Annotated in this window: 15 protein-coding genes; 4 read left to right on the forward strand and 11 right to left on the reverse strand. The window is 55.8% G+C overall.

All coding sequences use genetic code 11. The annotated features are described in order from the left end of the window. Positions 1-56 precede the first annotated feature (56 nt). Together B4O97_RS11085 and B4O97_RS11090 are read left to right on the forward strand one after the other, a co-directional pair. Positions 57-1,181 carry a carbohydrate kinase family protein gene (locus tag B4O97_RS11085; protein ID WP_143305652.1) on the forward strand — a complete coding sequence of 375 codons (1,125 nt, stop codon included), beginning with the start codon at positions 57-59 and terminating at the stop codon, positions 1,179-1,181. Next, the gene (locus B4O97_RS11090) at positions 1,178-2,365 is read left to right on the forward strand and encodes a mannitol dehydrogenase family protein (RefSeq protein ID WP_083050844.1); all 1,188 of its coding nucleotides are present in this window, start codon (positions 1,178-1,180) and stop codon (positions 2,363-2,365) included. Before B4O97_RS11085 ends, B4O97_RS11090 begins: the two co-directional genes overlap by 4 nt. Positions 2,366-2,380: 15 nt before the next feature. Here B4O97_RS11090 and B4O97_RS11095 read toward each other — a convergent pair whose 3' ends face one another. Continuing rightward, on the reverse strand, positions 2,381-3,646 hold the full coding sequence (locus B4O97_RS11095; protein WP_158084261.1) for a type 2 periplasmic-binding domain-containing protein: 1,266 nt from the start codon (positions 3,644-3,646) through the stop codon (positions 2,381-2,383). Here B4O97_RS11095 and B4O97_RS11100 point away from each other — a divergent pair. Then, positions 3,639-4,682: a TIGR01212 family radical SAM protein gene (locus B4O97_RS11100; RefSeq protein ID WP_158084262.1), complete on the forward strand. Its 1,044-nt coding sequence runs from the start codon at positions 3,639-3,641 to the stop codon at positions 4,680-4,682. The two genes, B4O97_RS11095 and B4O97_RS11100, sit on opposite strands and share 8 nt — an antisense overlap. A gap of 11 nt (positions 4,683-4,693) precedes the next feature. Here the strand turns inward: B4O97_RS11100 and B4O97_RS11105 are convergent, their stop codons facing one another. Together B4O97_RS11105 and B4O97_RS11110 are read right to left on the reverse strand one after the other, a co-directional pair. Then, positions 4,694-5,989 (reverse strand): aminotransferase class I/II-fold pyridoxal phosphate-dependent enzyme, encoded by a 1,296-nt coding sequence (locus B4O97_RS11105; RefSeq protein ID WP_083050849.1) that lies wholly within the window; start codon positions 5,987-5,989, stop codon positions 4,694-4,696. A 70-nt stretch (positions 5,990-6,059) separates the two neighbouring features. Continuing rightward, on the reverse strand, positions 6,060-7,055 hold the full coding sequence (locus B4O97_RS11110; protein ID WP_158084263.1) for an epoxyqueuosine reductase: 996 nt from the start codon (positions 7,053-7,055) through the stop codon (positions 6,060-6,062). Positions 7,056-7,171: 116 nt separating this feature from the next. Here B4O97_RS11110 and B4O97_RS11115 point away from each other — a divergent pair, with 116 nt between their 5' ends. Continuing rightward, a complete protein-coding gene (locus B4O97_RS11115; RefSeq protein WP_096348884.1) occupies positions 7,172-8,737 on the forward strand; it encodes a DUF5312 family protein in 1,566 nt (521 codons plus the stop codon). Between the two features lie 25 nt (positions 8,738-8,762). Here B4O97_RS11115 and B4O97_RS11120 read toward each other — a convergent pair whose 3' ends face one another. The 8 genes from B4O97_RS11120 to B4O97_RS11155 all read right to left on the reverse strand — a co-directional run bounded on the left by B4O97_RS11120 (position 8,763) and on the right by B4O97_RS11155 (position 17,221). Continuing rightward, positions 8,763-9,860, reverse strand: coding sequence for a hypothetical protein (locus B4O97_RS11120; RefSeq protein ID WP_083050854.1), 1,098 nt, complete (start codon positions 9,858-9,860; stop codon positions 8,763-8,765). After that, positions 9,854-10,582 (reverse strand): outer membrane lipoprotein-sorting protein, encoded by a 729-nt coding sequence (locus B4O97_RS11125; protein ID WP_083050855.1) that lies wholly within the window; start codon positions 10,580-10,582, stop codon positions 9,854-9,856. The genes B4O97_RS11120 and B4O97_RS11125 overlap by 7 nt, the downstream gene beginning before the upstream one ends. Positions 10,583-10,759: 177 nt before the next feature. Continuing rightward, a complete protein-coding gene (locus B4O97_RS11130; RefSeq protein ID WP_083050857.1) occupies positions 10,760-12,004 on the reverse strand; it encodes an ABC transporter permease in 1,245 nt (414 codons plus the stop codon). An 11-nt stretch (positions 12,005-12,015) separates the two neighbouring features. Continuing rightward, the gene (locus B4O97_RS11135; protein WP_083050858.1) at positions 12,016-13,281 is read right to left on the reverse strand and encodes an ABC transporter permease; all 1,266 of its coding nucleotides are present in this window, start codon (positions 13,279-13,281) and stop codon (positions 12,016-12,018) included. Continuing rightward, complete coding sequence (locus B4O97_RS11140) at positions 13,278-13,961, reverse strand: ABC transporter ATP-binding protein (protein ID WP_083050860.1); 684 nt, start codon at positions 13,959-13,961, stop codon at positions 13,278-13,280. The genes B4O97_RS11135 and B4O97_RS11140 overlap by 4 nt, the downstream gene beginning before the upstream one ends. Beyond that, positions 13,954-15,057, reverse strand: coding sequence for a slipin family protein (locus tag B4O97_RS11145; protein WP_096348885.1), 1,104 nt, complete (start codon positions 15,055-15,057; stop codon positions 13,954-13,956). The genes B4O97_RS11140 and B4O97_RS11145 overlap by 8 nt, the downstream gene beginning before the upstream one ends. Before the next feature lie 268 nt (positions 15,058-15,325). Beyond that, on the reverse strand, positions 15,326-15,724 hold the full coding sequence (locus B4O97_RS11150) for a GntR family transcriptional regulator (RefSeq protein WP_083050861.1): 399 nt from the start codon (positions 15,722-15,724) through the stop codon (positions 15,326-15,328). A 99-nt stretch (positions 15,725-15,823) separates the two neighbouring features. Further along, entirely contained in the window at positions 15,824-17,221 is a 1,398-nt protein-coding gene (locus tag B4O97_RS11155) for a DUF3943 domain-containing protein (RefSeq protein ID WP_158084264.1), read from the reverse strand. Between the last annotated feature and the right edge of the window lie 73 nt (positions 17,222-17,294).

The raw sequence follows: 17,294 nt of genomic DNA on the forward strand, positions 1-17,294 counted from the left end.
TGACAATCTCCGGTACCGGATGCTGTCTGTATGATTATCTGTACAGGGATGTCTCCTTGGAGTCCCCGAATTTCCGGAAATTCCTCTCCAGTTTGCCTGGAGACGGCGGTCTTACGCCGGGAGGCCTTGTATTTGCGGAAAGTCTTTCCCGATTTGCAGGACTTCCTGCGGAAGAGTGTATCGCAGCTCTCACACAGGGCCGAAAACCAGACAAGGTCAATCTGGGAGGACCGGCTGTGGTGTCCATGATTCACGCTGCCCAGGTTCTGCCGAAGGAGTGGAATATTCAGTTTTACACCTGCCTGGGGGACGACCCTGAATCGGAGAGGCTGATGGAAGACCTGAAGCGCTTTCCCATGGCCCTGTACACCGACCGGGCTCCCGGCTGTTCGGTGCCTTCAACGGTGGTGCTCTCGGACCCGTCCTGGCATGACGGAGCGGGGGAGCGCAGTTTTGTGAACACCCCGGGAAGTGCCCTGGCCTTCTCTCCGGATATGCTGGATGAGGGGTTCTTTCGAAGTGACATATGCCTCTGGGGCGGCAGTGCCCTTGTCCCGCCGCTTCATGACAATCTGGCTTTCCTGACAAAAAAGGCGAGGGAGCGGGGCAGTCTCAATGTTGCGGGGACCGTGTATGATTTTCGACATCAGGCGGCTGACCCTGTACATGCCTGGCCTCTGGGGACCCATGAAAATCCGGCGTATCCCTGGATCGATATCCTCATTACAGACAGGGAGGAGGCCCGGCGTCTCTCCCTGCAGGAGGATGTCGAGGATGCCGCGGAGTTCCTGCTGGCGCAGGGTTGCGGTGCCTGCATCATTACCCGGGGAAAGGACGATGTTTATGTAAAAACCCGCTCGGATCTCTTTCGATCTGTCCCGGGGAAATTTTTCCCGGTGAGCGAATTAATAGTGTTCGACCTGGCGGAAAACCCGGAAAAGAGGGGCGACACTACCGGCTGCGGAGATAATTTTATGGGCGGGGTTCTGGCCTCCGTTGCCCGGCAGATGGATGCGGATCCAGCCGGTCCTGTGGATCTTGAGGAAGCTGTTGTCGAAGGGATCTGTGCCGGCGGGCTGGCACTCTATCATGTCGGAGGTGTCTATGCTGAAAAGTATCCCGGGGAAAAACAGAAGAAAATCGAGGAAATAAAGAGCAGCTACACGGGTCAGTCTGCATGAAAGGTGAGGTCCTGGTTTTCGGAGCGGGAAATATCGGCCGTTCGTTTATAACCCCCCTCTTTCTGGATGCCGGCTATACCGTCCATCTGGCGGATATCAACACAGAGCTGATTGCGGCGCTGAAACAGGCCGGCTCCTACACCATCCGGATATGTGCAGGGGAAAAGGAGTCTGTTCGAAGGGTGGAAGGTTTTTTTCCCCTGGCTCTTACAGATCACCAAACCCTTGATCCACTGTTGCGGCGAGTGCCTCTTATGGTGACCTGCGTGGGTCGGGCCGGACTGGAGGCGGTGGCCTCCCTGATCGGTGAGATGCTTCCCGGGCGAAGAGGAGAAAACGGGGAGTTCCTTCCTCTGGATATTATTCTGGCGGAGAATCTCAGGGATGCCTCGGAAGTCTTTCGCCGGAAGATTCTGCAGCCCCTGAAGGGAGATTTTCCGGTGGAAAGCCACCTGGGGCTGGTGGAGACAAGTATCGGCAAGATGGTCCCTCTTCTGACTGAAGAAGAACGGCGGCGGAATCCCCTGAGCCTGAAGGCCGAAGCCTATAATACATTGATTCTCGATCGGGACGGCTTTGTCGGCCATCCTCCCGAATCACCGTCGATCAGACTGGTATCTCCCATTCGGGCCTGGGTCGATCGAAAGCTTTTTCTGCACAACATGGGTCATGCCGCCGCTGCCTATCTGGGACGGCTCTATTTTCCCGGAGAAGCCTCTCTGGCTCCCCTGATGCAGTATGCGTGGTTTTTCTCTGAAATCCGGAATGTGATGATGGAGGGGGCTGAAATATTGCTCAAAGCTTACCCGGAGGTCTTTAGCCTCTCTGAACTGAAGGATCATGTTGATGACCTGCTTGAGCGTTTTGCCAATCCTTCCCTGGGGGACTCGGTCCAGAGGATCGGGCGGGACCTGTCCCGAAAACTTGGGCGAAACGATCGGATAACAGGAGCCCTGCGGGAAGCCGTCACGCACAGGCTTCCGATGGAGGGCCTTGGACGGGTCTATCTGGCCGCCCTGGTATTTGAGGAGGCAAACCCGCAGAGTCCGGACCATGATATTGCGCGAATGTTCAGGGAAGAGGGGCTGGAAGCGGTTTATTCCAGGATATCCTGCGGAGGGGAAGTTCCGGATGAAATCGATCACAGAATCATTACGGAACTTAAGCGTCTCCACGCCGGCTGATACGCGGAGGTCGGTTTACCTCTGGGGCTGCTGATTGATCCATCGTTCGATACTGCGGCTGAGATTCTGAGATGCGGGGACCTCATTCAGCTGGGACTGCAGCCAGGGGAGAATGCTCTCACTTTTCAGGTCGTTCCATATATCCGGCAGGGCAGGGGGGAACTCGATAAAAGATGCCGGAGGTACATGCCCAACCAGCTCGGGAAAAAACCGGGGCAGTTCAATCTCGTTTACTCCCTGCAGGGAAGAGAAGCCCCCGGCAATGCCGAAATGCCGCATCCGCTTGTACTGGCTGGTTTCAAGCAGCAGCGCCTGGTTTTCGGGACGAAAAAACCACTCGAGAAAAGCCCTGGCAGCAGTGCTTCTTCCCGCTGTCCTGGGGATTCCTGCAAAAACCATATCTTCCCGAACCGGTACCTGGTTCTCATGGGAAATCCAGCGGAAATCAAGGTGTTCCCGGTCGGCGGGGGGAATAAAAAAATAGGTGTCTATATGGGAAAAAGCAAAGAGTATTCTTCCTGAGTTAACCAGCTTGTAGGGGGGTTCATACATGTACTTTTCGATAAACTCAATGTCCGCCTCCCATCCTCCGTTAACCTCTTCGATCCACTCCCGCATGTCGGATATACCCCGGTCGAGGCTTTCCTGGTTCCATACAAGGGTGCCTTCCATGGTTTCCCGGAAGTCCACATTGAGAAGCCTCAGCCAGGTGAAGGCTGCTTCGGGGTTCCATCTGGGGGAATAGCCGAGGACTGTACGGGAGGGGTGCAGTTCAGGGAATCCTGCAGCGTGTTCCCTGATCTGTCCAAGGCTCAGATCAAAGCTCTCGATTTCTCTGTAACTGTCCAGAAAGAACATCAGGGGTAAGGAAAAGGATATCGGCAGCAGGGTCTGTTTTTCTTCGAAGACCCCGAGATCCAGGATACCGGGGTAAAATTCCTCAGTCTCGAGCTGTCCGTCCTCTATCATTCGGTCCAGGGACTGGAAGAGGGGGATGGTGCGCCGGTCGTTAAGGAAGGATCCGATGACGATATCCGGCTGGACCTCTGCCTGTCTGACCGCCAGGGCCGGAGAGGGCTTGTAGACAACGGATACCATGTACTCGTTCTGGGAGGTATTGAAGATTTCGGCATACGCGGCAATCTCTGCCTGGTCGGTCCAGAGCAGGGCGGGGTCGTTGTTGAAGCGCTGGCAGCCTGTGAAGGGAGTGATTAGAGCCGCCAGTAGTACGAAACCGGTAAGAAAAATTATATGCCGTCGGATAGAGCTCGCTTTGTTCACGTCCAAACAGTACGGATTTCTGCGGCTCCTTGTCAACGCCGCTGTTTTGCCCGTCATCTTCCGGGGGATTGCGGAAAGACCGGGAGCGGGATATCCTTTTTTCGTGTCCATACTGCCTTATCGAAGTTACTCAGCTTACCTGAAAGAACGCTACGGGGTGCCGGCCTACCGGGTTGCAGTCGATGCGGGTTTCTCCTGTCCGAACCGGGCGGGGGGACGTTCCCGGGAAGGCTGCAGTTACTGTGAAATCTCCGGTGCCCGGGCGGTCTATCTGGACCGGACCGGACCGGAGAACCTCAGGATGCAGGTTGCGCGGGGAGTGGAATTCCTCAGCAAACGCTACGGAGCCCGGGTACTGCTTCTCTACTTTCAGGCCTACACGAATACCCTCGGCTCTGTCGGGGAGCTGCGGCGTCTCTACGATGACTGTCTGGAGATGGCCCCGTTCCGGGAGCTGATTGTCTCCACCAGGCCTGACGAAATCGACGGTCCCAGGGCCGACCTCCTTGCTTCCTACCGCGGTGAGGATTTTGATGTATGGGTAGAACTGGGCCTTCAGAGTGTTCATGACGCCACCCTGAAGCGGATAAACCGCGGACATGACAGCGCCGCCTTTTTCAGAGCCTATGATATGCTCAAGGAGCGGGGAATTAAAACAGCGGTGCATCTGATCTTCGGGCTCCCCGGTGAGGGGCGAAGGGAGATAATGGAGAGCGTCCGCCGGGTGGCCGCCCTGCGCCCTGAGGGAATCAAACTCCACAATCTTCACATCCCGGTTTCTTCACCCCTTTACCGGGAGTATCTGAAAGGAACACTGACAGTTCCTTCCCCGGCGCGGCATGCGGAATACGTGGCGGAAGCCCTTGCACTGCTGCCGCCGGAGACCCTTATCATGCGCATGACCTGCGATACCCCCTCGGCACGGCGGGGGGCTCCCCTCTGGGTTCCCGGAAAGAGCGCCTTCAGTAATGAGGTTGTCCGATTGATGGGTATAAAAAAAGAGCGGCAGGGTGACCGTTTCCCCGCCGCTGGATAGTCAATCCGGTATTATCCCGCCAGCCTGTCGGCGGCGGCAAATATCGCATCAAAGAGAGGCTGCAGGTCCTTCGTGTCGATGGAACTAAAGGCAACCCGAAGGCAGTCGCTGCCGATGGAGATGGTTCCGATGCCTTCCTTATGCAGCAGTTCCAGACGCAGTTTTTCCGCATCCACCGATCCGCAGTTGAAGCTCATAAAATAGCCCGAGTTGAAGGGCATGGGGGTGAGCTCCCTGCCGGTACTCCGGGTTTCGAGAATTTCCTTTACCTTCAGGTAGCGTTCCTTCAGGACTTCCATCCATTTCTTCTTTTCCTCGTCATGGTCGAGTTTTTCCAGGGTTTTGAGGAGGATACTCTGACCGGGACGCGAAGAGTTGGAGATCGACCCCCGCAGGGCGCCTCCTACCTTCTTGTTCAGGGCATCATACTGCTCCATTGTCATGGAGGGGGAGGCAAAGGTAAGGAAGCCTACGCGGAAGCCCCAGCAGAAGTCTTCCTTCGTGGGACCGTCCACCTTGGCGGCCAGGACGTTCTCGTGGCAGTTCGCTGCCAGAGCAAAGAAGGACTCCTTGAAGGTATCCTCTTCGTAGAAGAGACCGAAGTAGGCATCATCGGTTACAACGAGAATTTTATATCCCTCTTCGGCCACCTCGCGGACCGCCGAAGCAAGGGTATGGGCTTCTTCGTTGGTGGGGGAATAGCCGCTGGGATTGTTCGGGAAGTTCACCAGCAGAATGATTTTTCCATTCTTCGCGGAAGAACGCATGGCGTTTACAAAAGCCTGGATGTTCAGTTTTCCTTCGTCGGTAAAGAAGGGGAAGGTCTTGATTACAGAACCGTTTCTGACCTCGAAGATGAGCCGGTAGTTGCCCCAGAACATGTCTGGGACCAGCACGGTGTCTCCCTCGCCGGCAAAGAGGTCGGCAATCTGGGTAATACCGCTGGTAAGCCCCGGAACAACAACGGGCAGGGAAATCTCCCGCTTGTTCAGGGAGGGGTTCTTGCGGTAGATCTCTTCCCGCCAGAGTTTTCGCAGGGCTGGAAGTCCCGGAGATGGTGCATAGGCGACCGCCTCAGCGGGGCTGAGCAGGGGCATGTGCTCCCTGATGGTTTCCAGCTCGATGGGGTGTCCTTCGCTGTAGGCCATTCCTACTGTGGCGTTGAAGCGGTGGGCATGCTCAGAGGCTTCAACTGACTGGAGAGCTATTCCCCTGGGGAAATAGAAACGCTTACCGAAATCGGACAGCAGGTCCAGGCAGACCGAGCCGTCGAGTATCCTGTTTAGTTCCTGGGCTAATGGGTTCATCGCCAGAAAGGATAGCCAGAAACGGAAGGTTTTGTCAATAAATATACAGAAACAGGCGTATATTTATCCACTATTTTGAAAATATCCGGTCCAGGGCACGGGCTGCAGCGGTTTTCACCACGGGATGTTTCTCTTCCAGGAAGGGCCGGATCAGCTGTTCCAGAGACGGGTCTCCGCTGTTGCCTGCGGCGGTCAGCAGGTTCCGGAGAATCGCCTCCCGGGGAATCCAGCTGGCCTCCAGGGCGGTATCGGGGAAGATCTTCTTCAGTCCTTTTTCCGCAGGTGAGGCGAACTTAGGGAGGAGATCCCTGATGGGATATTCCTCCCTGCCCAGGCTGTCTCCGTCGGCGTGAACACTCCTGCGCCGGTTTACCGGGCAGCTGTTCTGACAGTCCATACAGCCGTACAGTCGTCGGCCCCAGACCTTCCGGGCAAAATCGGGAAGGTCCTCCCTGGTGGTTGCCAGGTACTGGAGGCAGCGTTCAAGCCTGACTCCGCCCGATTCCGCAATGGCCCCTGTCGGGCAGGCCGAGACACAGGCCCGGCAGGAGCCGCATTCCCCGTGAGGATCCGCCGGGGCTTCCAGGCTGCTGATCCTTGCGAGATCTTCATTTCCGCGGAGCCGGGAGATCTCCCCTTCGTCCAGGGAAGCCAGAATCCCTGCAAGCACGAAGGAGGAACCGTACTCCCTGTTCATCAAAAGGCCGTTGCGGCCGACCCAGCCGATTCCCAGGGCTGCAGCGATTGAGCGTTCGGGCAGCCGGGAGTTGCTGAAAAGCCTTACATGCTGTTTGCTGACTCCCGTTCCCCTCTGCAGTTCAGAAACCAGGGCCTTCAGCCTTTTTACGCAGTCCCGGTAGTAATGGGCCGCTGCGAAGGGTGCGACAAGGACCTTCCCGGGATCAGCTGAGGGGGCCGGATCGGGTATGGGGAAGATTCCCATGATAACCAGGTATGTCCGGTCTCCGGGAGTCTCACCGACAAGACCGGGCGCGATCCAGGCGATTCCCGGGCTGCGAAAACCATTCTCGAGAAATTTGCCGAGCAGTATATCCGTACGTGTCATGATCATTCCCTGTACAACAGAGTTTAAACTAATTATCTGCTCATTGGCAATTTACCGGAGAAACCCGGAGATTCCTTCGATTGACAGCTAGTCGCTTTTCCCATACCATACATGCTATGAAGGAAAACGATCTGCTTCCGGCGGAGGAGCAGAAGGAAGAAGAGCAGCAGAATATTTTTCAGCGAATTTTCTCTTTTATTTTTTCCGGAAACGATCCCGAAAAAGAGAAGCGGCGCCTGTTGAAGGATATCGCCAAAGAGCTGAAAAAGCAGAAATTCAAATTCTACAAGCCGAAGACGGAAGAGGCCCTTCCCGGACTGGCAAAGTTCTTTCATGATATCTATACCACCATCGGACCTGCCCAGGTCCTGCTGGACCATGCAGCCAGTTCCAATGTTCTGAAGCAGCTGATCATAGAGGAATCCCTGGCCGAGGGTCAGATCACCATAAAAGACGATCTCTCCGAAGAGGCAATCCGAAAGCTCGCGGAGACCATGGACCACAAATCCCTGGTTCAGAAGCTCAAGAACCGGCTGGTTTCCCTGTATGCCGCCTTTGACGCTGAGAAGGTGAAACAGATAAACGCCCGGTACAACCTGCTGATGGTTTTTCTCGGCTTTGTTCATTTTGACTACTATTTTTTACTCAAGAAGTTCGATTCCGGCCTGCCGGAACGGGATTTTGTCTATAACCCGCGTTTTGAACCGATCAACGGGGAGTATATCTCCGACGACCTTAAGGATTTTCTTGAAGTCGCCGGAGCCATCGACCGCAGCCAGCCCTGGCAGGAACTGCTGGATGTGCTTCAGCTCTACCGTGAAATGCCCGTCGTGGATGCCGGTCAATGGAAGAAGATTCTCCGCAATGTGGCGGAAGTCAGAAAAAGCATGGTCCTGGAGCTTGTTATCCGCTACGTTGACAAGGATCCCTATTACAAGGTCAAGGCTGCCAGGCCCAATGAGCATATTGTTGAGGAGTATCTCTCCAAGATCAAGACCAACACTGAGCTCACGGTACAGAAGATCATCAAGGAACGACGCACCGGAAAGATCGAAAAGCTCCTCCAGCAGGTTTTCGGCAGCGTTGCCATCTCCCGGATGAAAAACTATACCGACAAGAACAACGTCATGTTCTCCAAGAAGATGATGGCCGGCTACATGCACGTAGCTCCCATGAACTACCTGAAGGCCTTTCTGCTGGACTATTTCAAGAAGGACATCCGAGAGGTGGTGGACCAGCTCCTCATCCGGGGAAAATGGTCAACAAATCTTATGTCCCAGCAACTGTCCGACGCGTTCCATGCGGTGATGAGTATCTCCGACCAGCTGATCCAGTTTGATGAATCCCTGGGAGACGAGGGAGAGCGGGGAATCGCCCTTCGTAATGCCATGAAGCGGGCCGACAGGGACAAGAATGCTGTAAATGCCCTGCGGGAACAGCTCAAGAAGGTCAACGAGGAGGCCTTCAAGATGATCCACGGAGCAGCCTCCAATTTAATAACCGTGGGAAAAACCCTTAAGGTGGTGATTGAGGATTACGACCACAAACCCCGGGAGCTTATTCTGAACTGGAAGGAGATCGATATCTCCACGGACAACCAGATCAGATCCAAGCTGGCGGAGGTTTACAAGAAGATCTACTACTTTATCCAGCTTCTTCAGTTCTACGCCAAACCGGAGTAGGCTCTTTTCCCGAAAACCCGGGCGATCAGAACACAAATGCACAGCCGGCACTGACAAACCAGGCAGGCGGGGAACCCTCGTCTCTGCCGTTCTGAAGGGAGAAGAGATCTCCCTTTTCTCCGCTGGCGATGCCGGTGTACGCAAGAAGGGTAAAACCCTGATAGATATTCCAGCTGCTGCCGACTACGTGAAGGGCGCTGATATCCACCGGGGAGACTACAGCCCGATAGAAGAAATTCCTCCTGTCGTCCGGGGTCAGGCTGATTTCCGGATATAGATAGAGCCCGTACTCCCGGGGATCTTCTCCGGCGCGCCAGCTGCCCCGGGGACGGAGGAGCCCTTCGAGGCGGAGATTAAGGGTAGACGAGTAACCAAGCCTGAAGAGTTGAAACAGCCCGAAACTCAGGCGCAGGCGCTCATCAAGCTGTTTCTCCGCGCCGGCGACGGGCTCGATTGCGCTGGCCGCGGAAAGGTGCCAGTTGATCAGTCCGCCGCCCTGGAAGGATACATAGGGCCGGTGTTCCCCGGCGTCTCCGGCGTATATGTAGCCTGCTTCAGTTTTTATTCCCCCGGGACGCAAAACCAGACGGCCGCCGCCGGATGGGTAGTCCTCCGGGTTCTCTTCCGGGGTCAAAAGAACGGTTTCGGCAAAGCTGAAACGACCCAGGGGACAGTAGACTGAGGCGAGCCAGGTCCCGGTGGTTCGGATCTCCTCTCCGGTAAAATCAACACTGGTGGACAGGGAGTCGAAAAGAACGTCCCCGGCGTTGAACATGAAACCCTCCCCCCAGGAGAGTCGGGTCTTTCCCATGGTGAGCCGGAACCAGGGGAGCCGTGCCCTGATAAATGCCCGGTAGACATCGAATTCCGTTGTCTCTTCCCTCGCATTTGTCACATCTGCGGTCAGGGACACCTGGGCTTTCACGTCCCGGTTTGCCTCGGAACGGAAGCTGAGTTCCGCCTCGCTGCCGCCGCTGACTCCCGCAACGGAGTCCTTGCCCTGAAAGACACCGGCCAGATTCTCGATCTCTATGCTGAGACTGTTCTCGGCGGCCAGGTCAGGTGTATACAGGAAGAGCATGAGCATACAGGCTGCCGTGGCGGATCGACAGATCCTTACCATGTAAGCTCCTCCAGGCTGAAGGTTCCCGGATCGATGGATATACCGAGTTTCAGGGTGTCGAGGATCAGTTCGGTGGAGGAGTCCTTTTTCATTTTATCCTCCATGCGGATCCGGGTGGGAATGAATTTCCCTTGTATTTCTTTTATTTCATCGGCTTTCATCTCCTTGAGCAGGGACCCGGAACGGGAGAACTTGTGTCCTTTCAGCCAGGTAAACCTGCTGCTGTCGATCCAGAGGAGCTGGGAATGGTAGGGGACGGAGCGCCGCTTTGCCGTCAGCCGGATTTTGTAGCACTCATTGCCGTCAATCGTCTCGGTTCCTTCCATCCCGGCGCTGTAATCATCCAGCAGGCTCTTGCCCCCCGTCATGTCCTCGTAGGAAAAGTCGGAATCCATAACCGAATCCCGCATGGCGCTTCCCTGGATGCGCAGTACATCCTCGGCGTCGGGAAAATAGAGGTAGATCTCGTCTTCGGTACGCAGGATCTTTTGCCCTTCCTCTCCCCTGCTGGTGAACTCGATCAGGGCATCCTCCTCTCCCCGGGCCCAGGACCGGAAGGTACGGGTAATGCTGCCGTATTTATCGGTGGTTATCATTCTCCCTTCCGAGTAGGCGGTCTCATGGATCTGGTTCTCCTCCAGGCGTCGAATAATCTCGTCGGGACCCAGGGCGTTCAGCAGGGTCGCCGAAAACATCAGTAACAATGCCAGTATATTTCTCATTACGTGAACTCCTCTTTGTACGGTCGCCATCGGACTGATGTCCTCCGGCTCCGCTCAGCCTCGTTCGGGGCGGCAGAGCCGCCCCTTCACTCTTTACACGGTCGCCATCGGACTGATGTCCTCCGGCTCCGCTTGGCCTCGTTCGGGGACGGTAAAGCCGCCCCGCTGTCTACAACATTATACGTGACGCAGGGCCTCCACCGGCTCGATCCTCGCGGCCCGGCGGGTTGGGATCAGGCTGGAGAGGGAGGCTACTGCCAGGGAATAGAAAAAGACGAATACCGTGGACTTTACATTGAGCCGGGGATAGATAAGGCTGCTTATATCGAAGTCCACACCCTGCATGCCGGAGGAGAAATCGATACCCGTGGTACCGAACACCGTGGTAATTCCCGCACCCAGAACGACTCCTGCGGCGGTGCCGATGAGGGACATAAAAAAGGCCTCGAGGAAGAAGAGGCGGACGATCTCCCCGCCTTCCATGCCCAGGGCGCCGATGGTTCCGATTTCCCGCATGCGTTCGTAAATGATCATCATAACCGAGTTGGCGATCACGGTACTGGCGAGAACAAAAAAGATCAGGGCCATGAAGTTGTATGAGATGTCGGCAATATCAATCCACCGGACCATCAGGTTCAGCTCCCGCCAGTCCCTGGCAACCGCTCTGTCTTCCGGGGTGATAATGCCTGCCACCAGGGTCCCGGCCTCCCGGTCCGACAGCTCTCCGCCGGACTTGACCAGTATTTCCACCACCGAATCTCCCATTTTGAGGACGTGCTGGGCCCTGTCCAGGGGTATGTAAAAGTAGCTCTGGTTCATGGCGGCCACATTAAAGACGGCAATTCCGGTTACGGTAAAGGTTGCTGCGTTGGGGCCCCGGCGCATGGTTGTGGTCATCAGGGTTACCTTGTCGCCCACGCCTTTTTCGATTTTCCTTGCCAGACCCGCGCCCAGGAGAATTTCGAACCTGCCTTTCTCGGGAAGCCTTCCTGTGGCGAGGTATTTGTCAAGATGCTGAAAATCCTTCTCCTTCTCAAAGTCCAGGCCCACTCCCATGGCGCTCGCGTTTACGGCGTCGGGGTTGCTCACCGTCGGCGGTTCCAGGAAAGCCGGAAAGGGAATGCGGGGTACTGCCTGGAGGGAGAGATCACGAGACTCGATATCCCGTATCATGCGCTCCCAGTTTTCGAGGCGCAGGTGCAGGGGATTCAGCATTTCCTTTTCGTCGTAGCCCTCGTGGCGCACGCGGATCTGGCCGGTAAAGAAGGACTGAACGTTCCACTTGAGGTCCGCTTTCATGCCGGCCAGCAGGCTGAAAAGAAAAACAATAGTCATGGCCGCCAGGGCAATGGCGAGAATACAGAGGAGACTTCGCCGGCGGTTGCGGCTTATGTTTCTGAAGGCGATGCTTGAAAGCTTCATACTGTTCCTCCTTATTCATCCCGCAGACAGTCGGTAATCTGCATCTTCAGCGCCCTGCGGATGGGAAACAGGGCCACGAGCATGGCAATAACAATCCCGGCGAAGAAGGCCCTGAACATGGTGGGGATGTTCCACATGCTGCGGAATACCCCCGAAATCCGGTAGCCGATATCCATCTGCTTCAGCATGGGTGTAAAATCCCATCCCCATTCAACGAGAGGCCAGTTTACCAGGGCACCGAAGATGAGTCCCCCCAGGGCACCGATCAGACCGATTCCACCGGCCTCGAGAAGAAAGGAAAGCCGGATCTGCCGGTCCGTCATTCCCATGGCCCGCATCATTCCGAGCTCCCTGATACGTTCAAAGACGGCCATCAGCATGGTGTTGGTTATTCCCACTGCGGCGATAACGAAGACCAGGAAGAGGATAATCCGTGATCCCGTGGATTTCATGGCAGCCATGGCGACATAGTCCGGGGCGAGCTTTTTCCAGCTGTGGACCTGCAGATCATATCCATTGGTATGCAGAAGTTTTTCGATTTGTCCGGCCATTTTGTCAGGATCGCGGGATCGGTCAAAAGTCAGGCCGGGGCTGAGGGCAAGCTCGGTGACTGCGCCGTCCATATCAAGAAAATAATCCGCCGTCGAAAGGGGCAGGAACACGGTGCTTTTGTTGATCTGGGGGTTTGGGGAGTTGATAAGTCCGACGATCTCCATGTCCATGGTTTCATAGGCACCGTAGCGGGTCCGGACCCGCAGGGTTAGGGGGTATCCAACCCGGGCTCCCAGGTCAGAGGCCATCCATTCCCCGATGAGCACCCCGTTTTCGTCCTCTTCGAGGTAACGGCCCTTTTTAACTGTCTCCCTTAGCCGGAAAACTTCGTCGTCCCGGGAGGGATCGAGGGCGATACCTTTGACGTAGACCGAACCGGATTCGGGGTAGGGGTCTTCCCGGACGAAGAGTTCAGCCTTGAAAACGACCCTCGGTGTGGCGGCAATGGAATTCCCGTCCAGAATATCAATGATTTTTTCGGGCTCCTCTATCACGTACTTAAGGGGAAGATTATCCCGCTCACCAAGATAGGCAGGATGCATTACCTTGGCGGATGCGGTTTCGTAGTTGATCAGGTTTATCTCCGACTCCATCTCGGCACCTTTCAGGAAACTGTCCAGAACGATAAACAACCCGAGTCCGAAGGCGATGGCCGAGGCGGTTATTACCGTACGTTTGGTATAGCGGGTCAGATTCCTGAATGCCAGGGCCAGCAGAAACTTCATGATCTGCCTCCGCTGTCTTCGATGATCCGGCCGTCCTGCAGCCGTACAAGACGGCGGGCGAAGTCCATGACCATTTTGTCGTGGGTAGAGAAGATGAAGGTGGTTCCGTGTTTTCGGTTCATCTCTTCCATCAGTTCCAGTACCGAGCGACCCGTCTCGGAGTCGAGGTTTGCCGTAGGTTCGTCGGCCAGGATAATGGCCGGGTTCTTGACCAGGGCCCGGGCTACGGCAACCCTCTGCTGCTGTCCTCCGGAAAGCTGGGAGGGCCGCCGGTCCTCCATACCTTCGAGCCCGACTTCCCTGAGAATCTGCATGCTCCGTTCCCTCACCTCACCGTTATCGAGCTTGAGCAGGTTAAGCGCAAAGGCGACGTTCTCGTAGGCAGTGAGCACGGGGATCAGGTTGAAGGTCTGAAAGATAAAGCCCAGGTTATCCCGACGGAAAGCCGCCAGCTCCTTCTTGTTCATTCGGGACACCTTCTCCTTGTTGATGAGGATTTCTCCCCCGTCGGCGCTGTCGATACAACCGATAAGGTTCAGCAGGGTGGTTTTTCCTGAACCCGAGGGGCCGGCGATGGATGTGAACTCACCTTTTCCTATGTCGATGCTCAGGCTTCTCAGGGCATGGACCAGGGTTTCCCCGCTGCGGTAGTCCTTGACGATATCCCGTACCTCAATCATCCGTGTTCTCCTTCCCGGATTTTTCCGGGTCGTTCTGTTTCTGGAAAGCCGCCGCTCCCAGCAGGGTACCCATATTCATGCTCTCCAGGGCGGAGGAGGGCAGGAGCATCAGGGAGTTCTTGTTGTACTTCATCCCTTCATAGACCATGTTCATTGCCCTGAGCTGGAGAGCTGCAGGATTGTCCACGTAGGCACGGGAGGCTTCTTCGAATTTCGATGCAACCTCCGCCTCGGCAGTCCCGAGGATTATGCGGGCCTGCCTCTCACGTTCCGCCTGGGCCTTGCGGCTCATGGCGTCTTCGAGCTCCTTGGGAATAAGGATATCCGTAAACTCGACGCTCAGAATGCTTATACCCCAGGGGCTGGTTTTGGCATCCAGGATCTGCTGGATGTCCCGGCCAACGTCCTCCCGCTCGGAAAGCAGCTTGGCCAGGTCGTTCTTGCCGATGGCATCCCGCAGGGCCGTCTGGGCTGACAAAGTGACCGCTTCAATATAGTTCTCCACCTCAAGAATGGCTTTCCCGGCATCCCAGATCATCCAGAAACAGAGGGCGTCTATGTGTACCGGAACATTGTCCCTGGTAAGGGTTCGTTCGGCGCTGAAGTCGGTAACCCGGATGCGGGTATCCACGAAGTCGGCGATACGGTCGATTATGGGAAGAAGGATGAAAATCCCTGCGTCCCGAACCCGGCGGAAGCGCCCGAAACGCAGTACCACCACCTTGTCCCAGTGAAAGACGAGCTGTACCGATGCGGACAGCAGAACCCCCAGTCCGGCAAGCATATAGGCCGGGGGATACTGAATTCGCCCGTAGCCTCCCATAAGTCCCAGAACCAGGAAGAGGGCTACTACCTGTATCGTCCACAGGGGAAAGAGAGCCATCAGAACACCTGCCCCCAGGAGTCCGCCGAAGATGGTGGCCAGGGCCTCCGGCGCAACAAGTGGATCAAACCAGTAGAGAAGTCCCCCTGCTCCCCCGCCGAAGATCAGCAGCATAAGGAAGGAGTAGGTGGAGTAGTGAAAATCCTTCTCCAGCTTTCTGCGGGGCTGGTTTTTTATGCGGGAGTATCTTTCCTTTACTATCCCAATATTCATGCTTCTCTCCTCTTTGCACGGTCGCCATCGGACTTGCGTCCTCCGGCTCCACTCAGCTTCGTTCAGGGCCGGCGGAGCCGCCCCTTCGCTCTTACTCGGTCGCCATCGGACTTGCGTCCTCCGGCTCCGCTCAGCTTCGTTCAGGGCCGGCGGAGCCGTCCCTTCGCTCTTACTCGGTCGCCATCGGACTGATGTCCTCCGGCTCCGCTCAGCTCCGTTCAGGGCCGGCGGAGCCGCCCCTTCGCTCTTCTTCTTCGAGGCCTGCTTTTCATCGGTTCAGCTCCTGCAGATAGCTTATGACATCCTCCATGCTGAATCCGTAGGAGCTGGCTTTCGTTACGAAGCCCCGGGTAATCTCTGCCAGGATCCGCTCCCGCTCTATTTCGTCCAGCTGAATCTCCTTGTCGGCGATAAAGGTGCCCGTGCCCTGCTGGGTATGTACAATCCCGCGTATTTCCAGCTCGCTGTATGCCCGGGCCACGGTATTGGGATTTATCTGCAGCTCCACCGCCAGGCTGCGGACCGTCGGCAGCTGGTCTCCGGTACTCAGGCGGCTGTCGGCTATGGCCATTTCTATCTGCAGAATGATCTGCTTGTAGTAGGGAACCCCGCTTTTCGGGTCCAGGCTGAACTGAAGTAAGCGGGTATTTTTCCGTGATGCCGCCATGGCACCTCCTGCCGTGGATGTACTGAACACTTATTGTACTAATGCATTGATACAATAATAATGTATACCCCTTTTTTTACTGAGTCAAGAAGATCGGTATTAAAGTTTACGCTTTACGTAGAGGTTTACGCTGCTGATAATGTCGTTTGTATCTGCAGCAGCGTCATAGAATCCCTGCTTGTGGTAGGATGTGGCGGAGACACCGGTGTACCAGTCTCCGAGGAATCGCCGTTCAAAGGCCATGTCGAGGATTCCGATTATGGAATAGCCTGTGGAACCGTACTCCGGAACCGATTCGGGGATGGTGTGGATGCCGTAGTAGGAGTAATTTACGAGGATACTGCCGATGGTTCCGTGGGAGACCTCAAAGTAGAATTTTACTCCTTCCCCGGTACCCAGGTCGTAGTTTCTGCGTTCGGTGCCGTTCTCCGGCGGAGCGTCGTACCAGAGGTGGAGGTATTCGCTGGCGCCGAGGAGTATCCAGTTGAGGTGCAGCTTGGAGGACAGGTACCAGGACCTGCCGAAATGGTGCTGGGTCTTGAAGCTGAGGCCCAGAGAATTGGCCGCAAGATTGATCAGGGAACTGAAGATGAAATCGTAGTGAAGGCTGATAAAAGCGCTCCCCTGGGAATGCCGGGTGTCATACAGGGGCCAGGCGCAGAGTGCCCCGTCGGAAAAAAAGGATGCGGAGTAGAAAGTATCAGAAAGATTAATGCTGAAGCGCTGTTCAAAGTGCTCAAAGGGTGTTATGGATTTCAGGATGAAGGGGTCGCCGTAAATAATCTGCCCGCTGACATAGGCTGAGAAGTCGTTTTCCGCCGCTTCGTAATTCCGGCTTCCGTCAAGTTCGTTATCCGCAAGGACGATACCTCCTGCAAGCTGTACGTCTCTAAGGGAGGATCGGCCCCGGGCAGGTTTGGTATCCTCCCTGAACAGCAGGCTGTTCATACTGTCCATGGGGCTTATCAACCAGCGGGCGTGCAGGTCGCTGGCGTCGGCTTCCAGGTAGAGACGGTGGAACATTTCACCAACTGCGATTCCCCCGAGGCTCGTTACGATCAGATCGTTTTTGCTGGGCAGTTCGGTCTCCATGAGGAGCTCCCAGGTGACGCTTCCCCCCAGGGTCAGCAGGGAGGATTCCCAGAAATTGAGATTGTTCGATCTTCCGGAGATAAAATAGAAGGAGCCCTGGTAGGGATGACCGATCTGGTTGACGGAGAACTCATCCTGGTCCCATACCCAGCTGCTCGTGAGGTTGGTGTGAATGGACTCGGGGCTTATCATGGCGTATTCGGCCTGGCGAATATAGCGATTTACCCCCAGAAGAAAGAGGTTGCTCCCCATTGCCTCCAGGGCGGCCATTCCGTAGCGGGGAGAGGTCTCTGCAGGCTCCGTTTCGATCCCGGTTTCAGCCGACAGGGGGAGCTGAATCACAGACAGGAAGAGGAGGAAGAAAAGCGCTGAATAGAGTACCCTCTGGGAAGAGGAGAGTCGCATAGTATGGTGGCCACCCGGCATTCAAGATGGAATGCAGGGTACCACCGAATAAGGTTTTTTTACTACCCTCAAA

Source organism: Marispirochaeta aestuarii, assembly GCF_002087085.1.
Lineage (GTDB): Bacteria > Spirochaetota > Spirochaetia > JC444 > Marispirochaetaceae > Marispirochaeta > Marispirochaeta aestuarii.

Bases quoted from the DNA above. Each gene is read 5' to 3' on its own strand.
- B4O97_RS11090 (WP_083050844.1), top strand. From the start codon at position 1,178: ATGAAAGGTGAGGTCCTGGTTTTCGGAGCGGGAAATATCGGCCGTTCG.
- B4O97_RS11105 (WP_083050849.1), bottom strand. From the start codon at position 5,989: ATGAACCCATTAGCCCAGGAACTAAACAGGATACTCGACGGCTCGGTC.
- B4O97_RS11110 (WP_158084263.1), bottom strand. From the start codon at position 7,055: ATGACACGTACGGATATACTGCTCGGCAAATTTCTCGAGAATGGTTTT.
- B4O97_RS11115 (WP_096348884.1), top strand. From the start codon at position 7,172: ATGAAGGAAAACGATCTGCTTCCGGCGGAGGAGCAGAAGGAAGAAGAG.
- B4O97_RS11120 (WP_083050854.1), bottom strand. From the start codon at position 9,860: ATGGTAAGGATCTGTCGATCCGCCACGGCAGCCTGTATGCTCATGCTC.
- B4O97_RS11125 (WP_083050855.1), bottom strand. From the start codon at position 10,582: ATGAGAAATATACTGGCATTGTTACTGATGTTTTCGGCGACCCTGCTG.
- B4O97_RS11130 (WP_083050857.1), bottom strand. From the start codon at position 12,004: ATGAAGCTTTCAAGCATCGCCTTCAGAAACATAAGCCGCAACCGCCGG.
- B4O97_RS11135 (WP_083050858.1), bottom strand. From the start codon at position 13,281: ATGAAGTTTCTGCTGGCCCTGGCATTCAGGAATCTGACCCGCTATACC.
- B4O97_RS11140 (WP_083050860.1), bottom strand. From the start codon at position 13,961: ATGATTGAGGTACGGGATATCGTCAAGGACTACCGCAGCGGGGAAACC.
- B4O97_RS11145 (WP_096348885.1), bottom strand. From the start codon at position 15,057: ATGAATATTGGGATAGTAAAGGAAAGATACTCCCGCATAAAAAACCAG.
- B4O97_RS11150 (WP_083050861.1), bottom strand. From the start codon at position 15,724: ATGGCGGCATCACGGAAAAATACCCGCTTACTTCAGTTCAGCCTGGAC.
- B4O97_RS11155 (WP_158084264.1), bottom strand. From the start codon at position 17,221: ATGCGACTCTCCTCTTCCCAGAGGGTACTCTATTCAGCGCTTTTCTTC.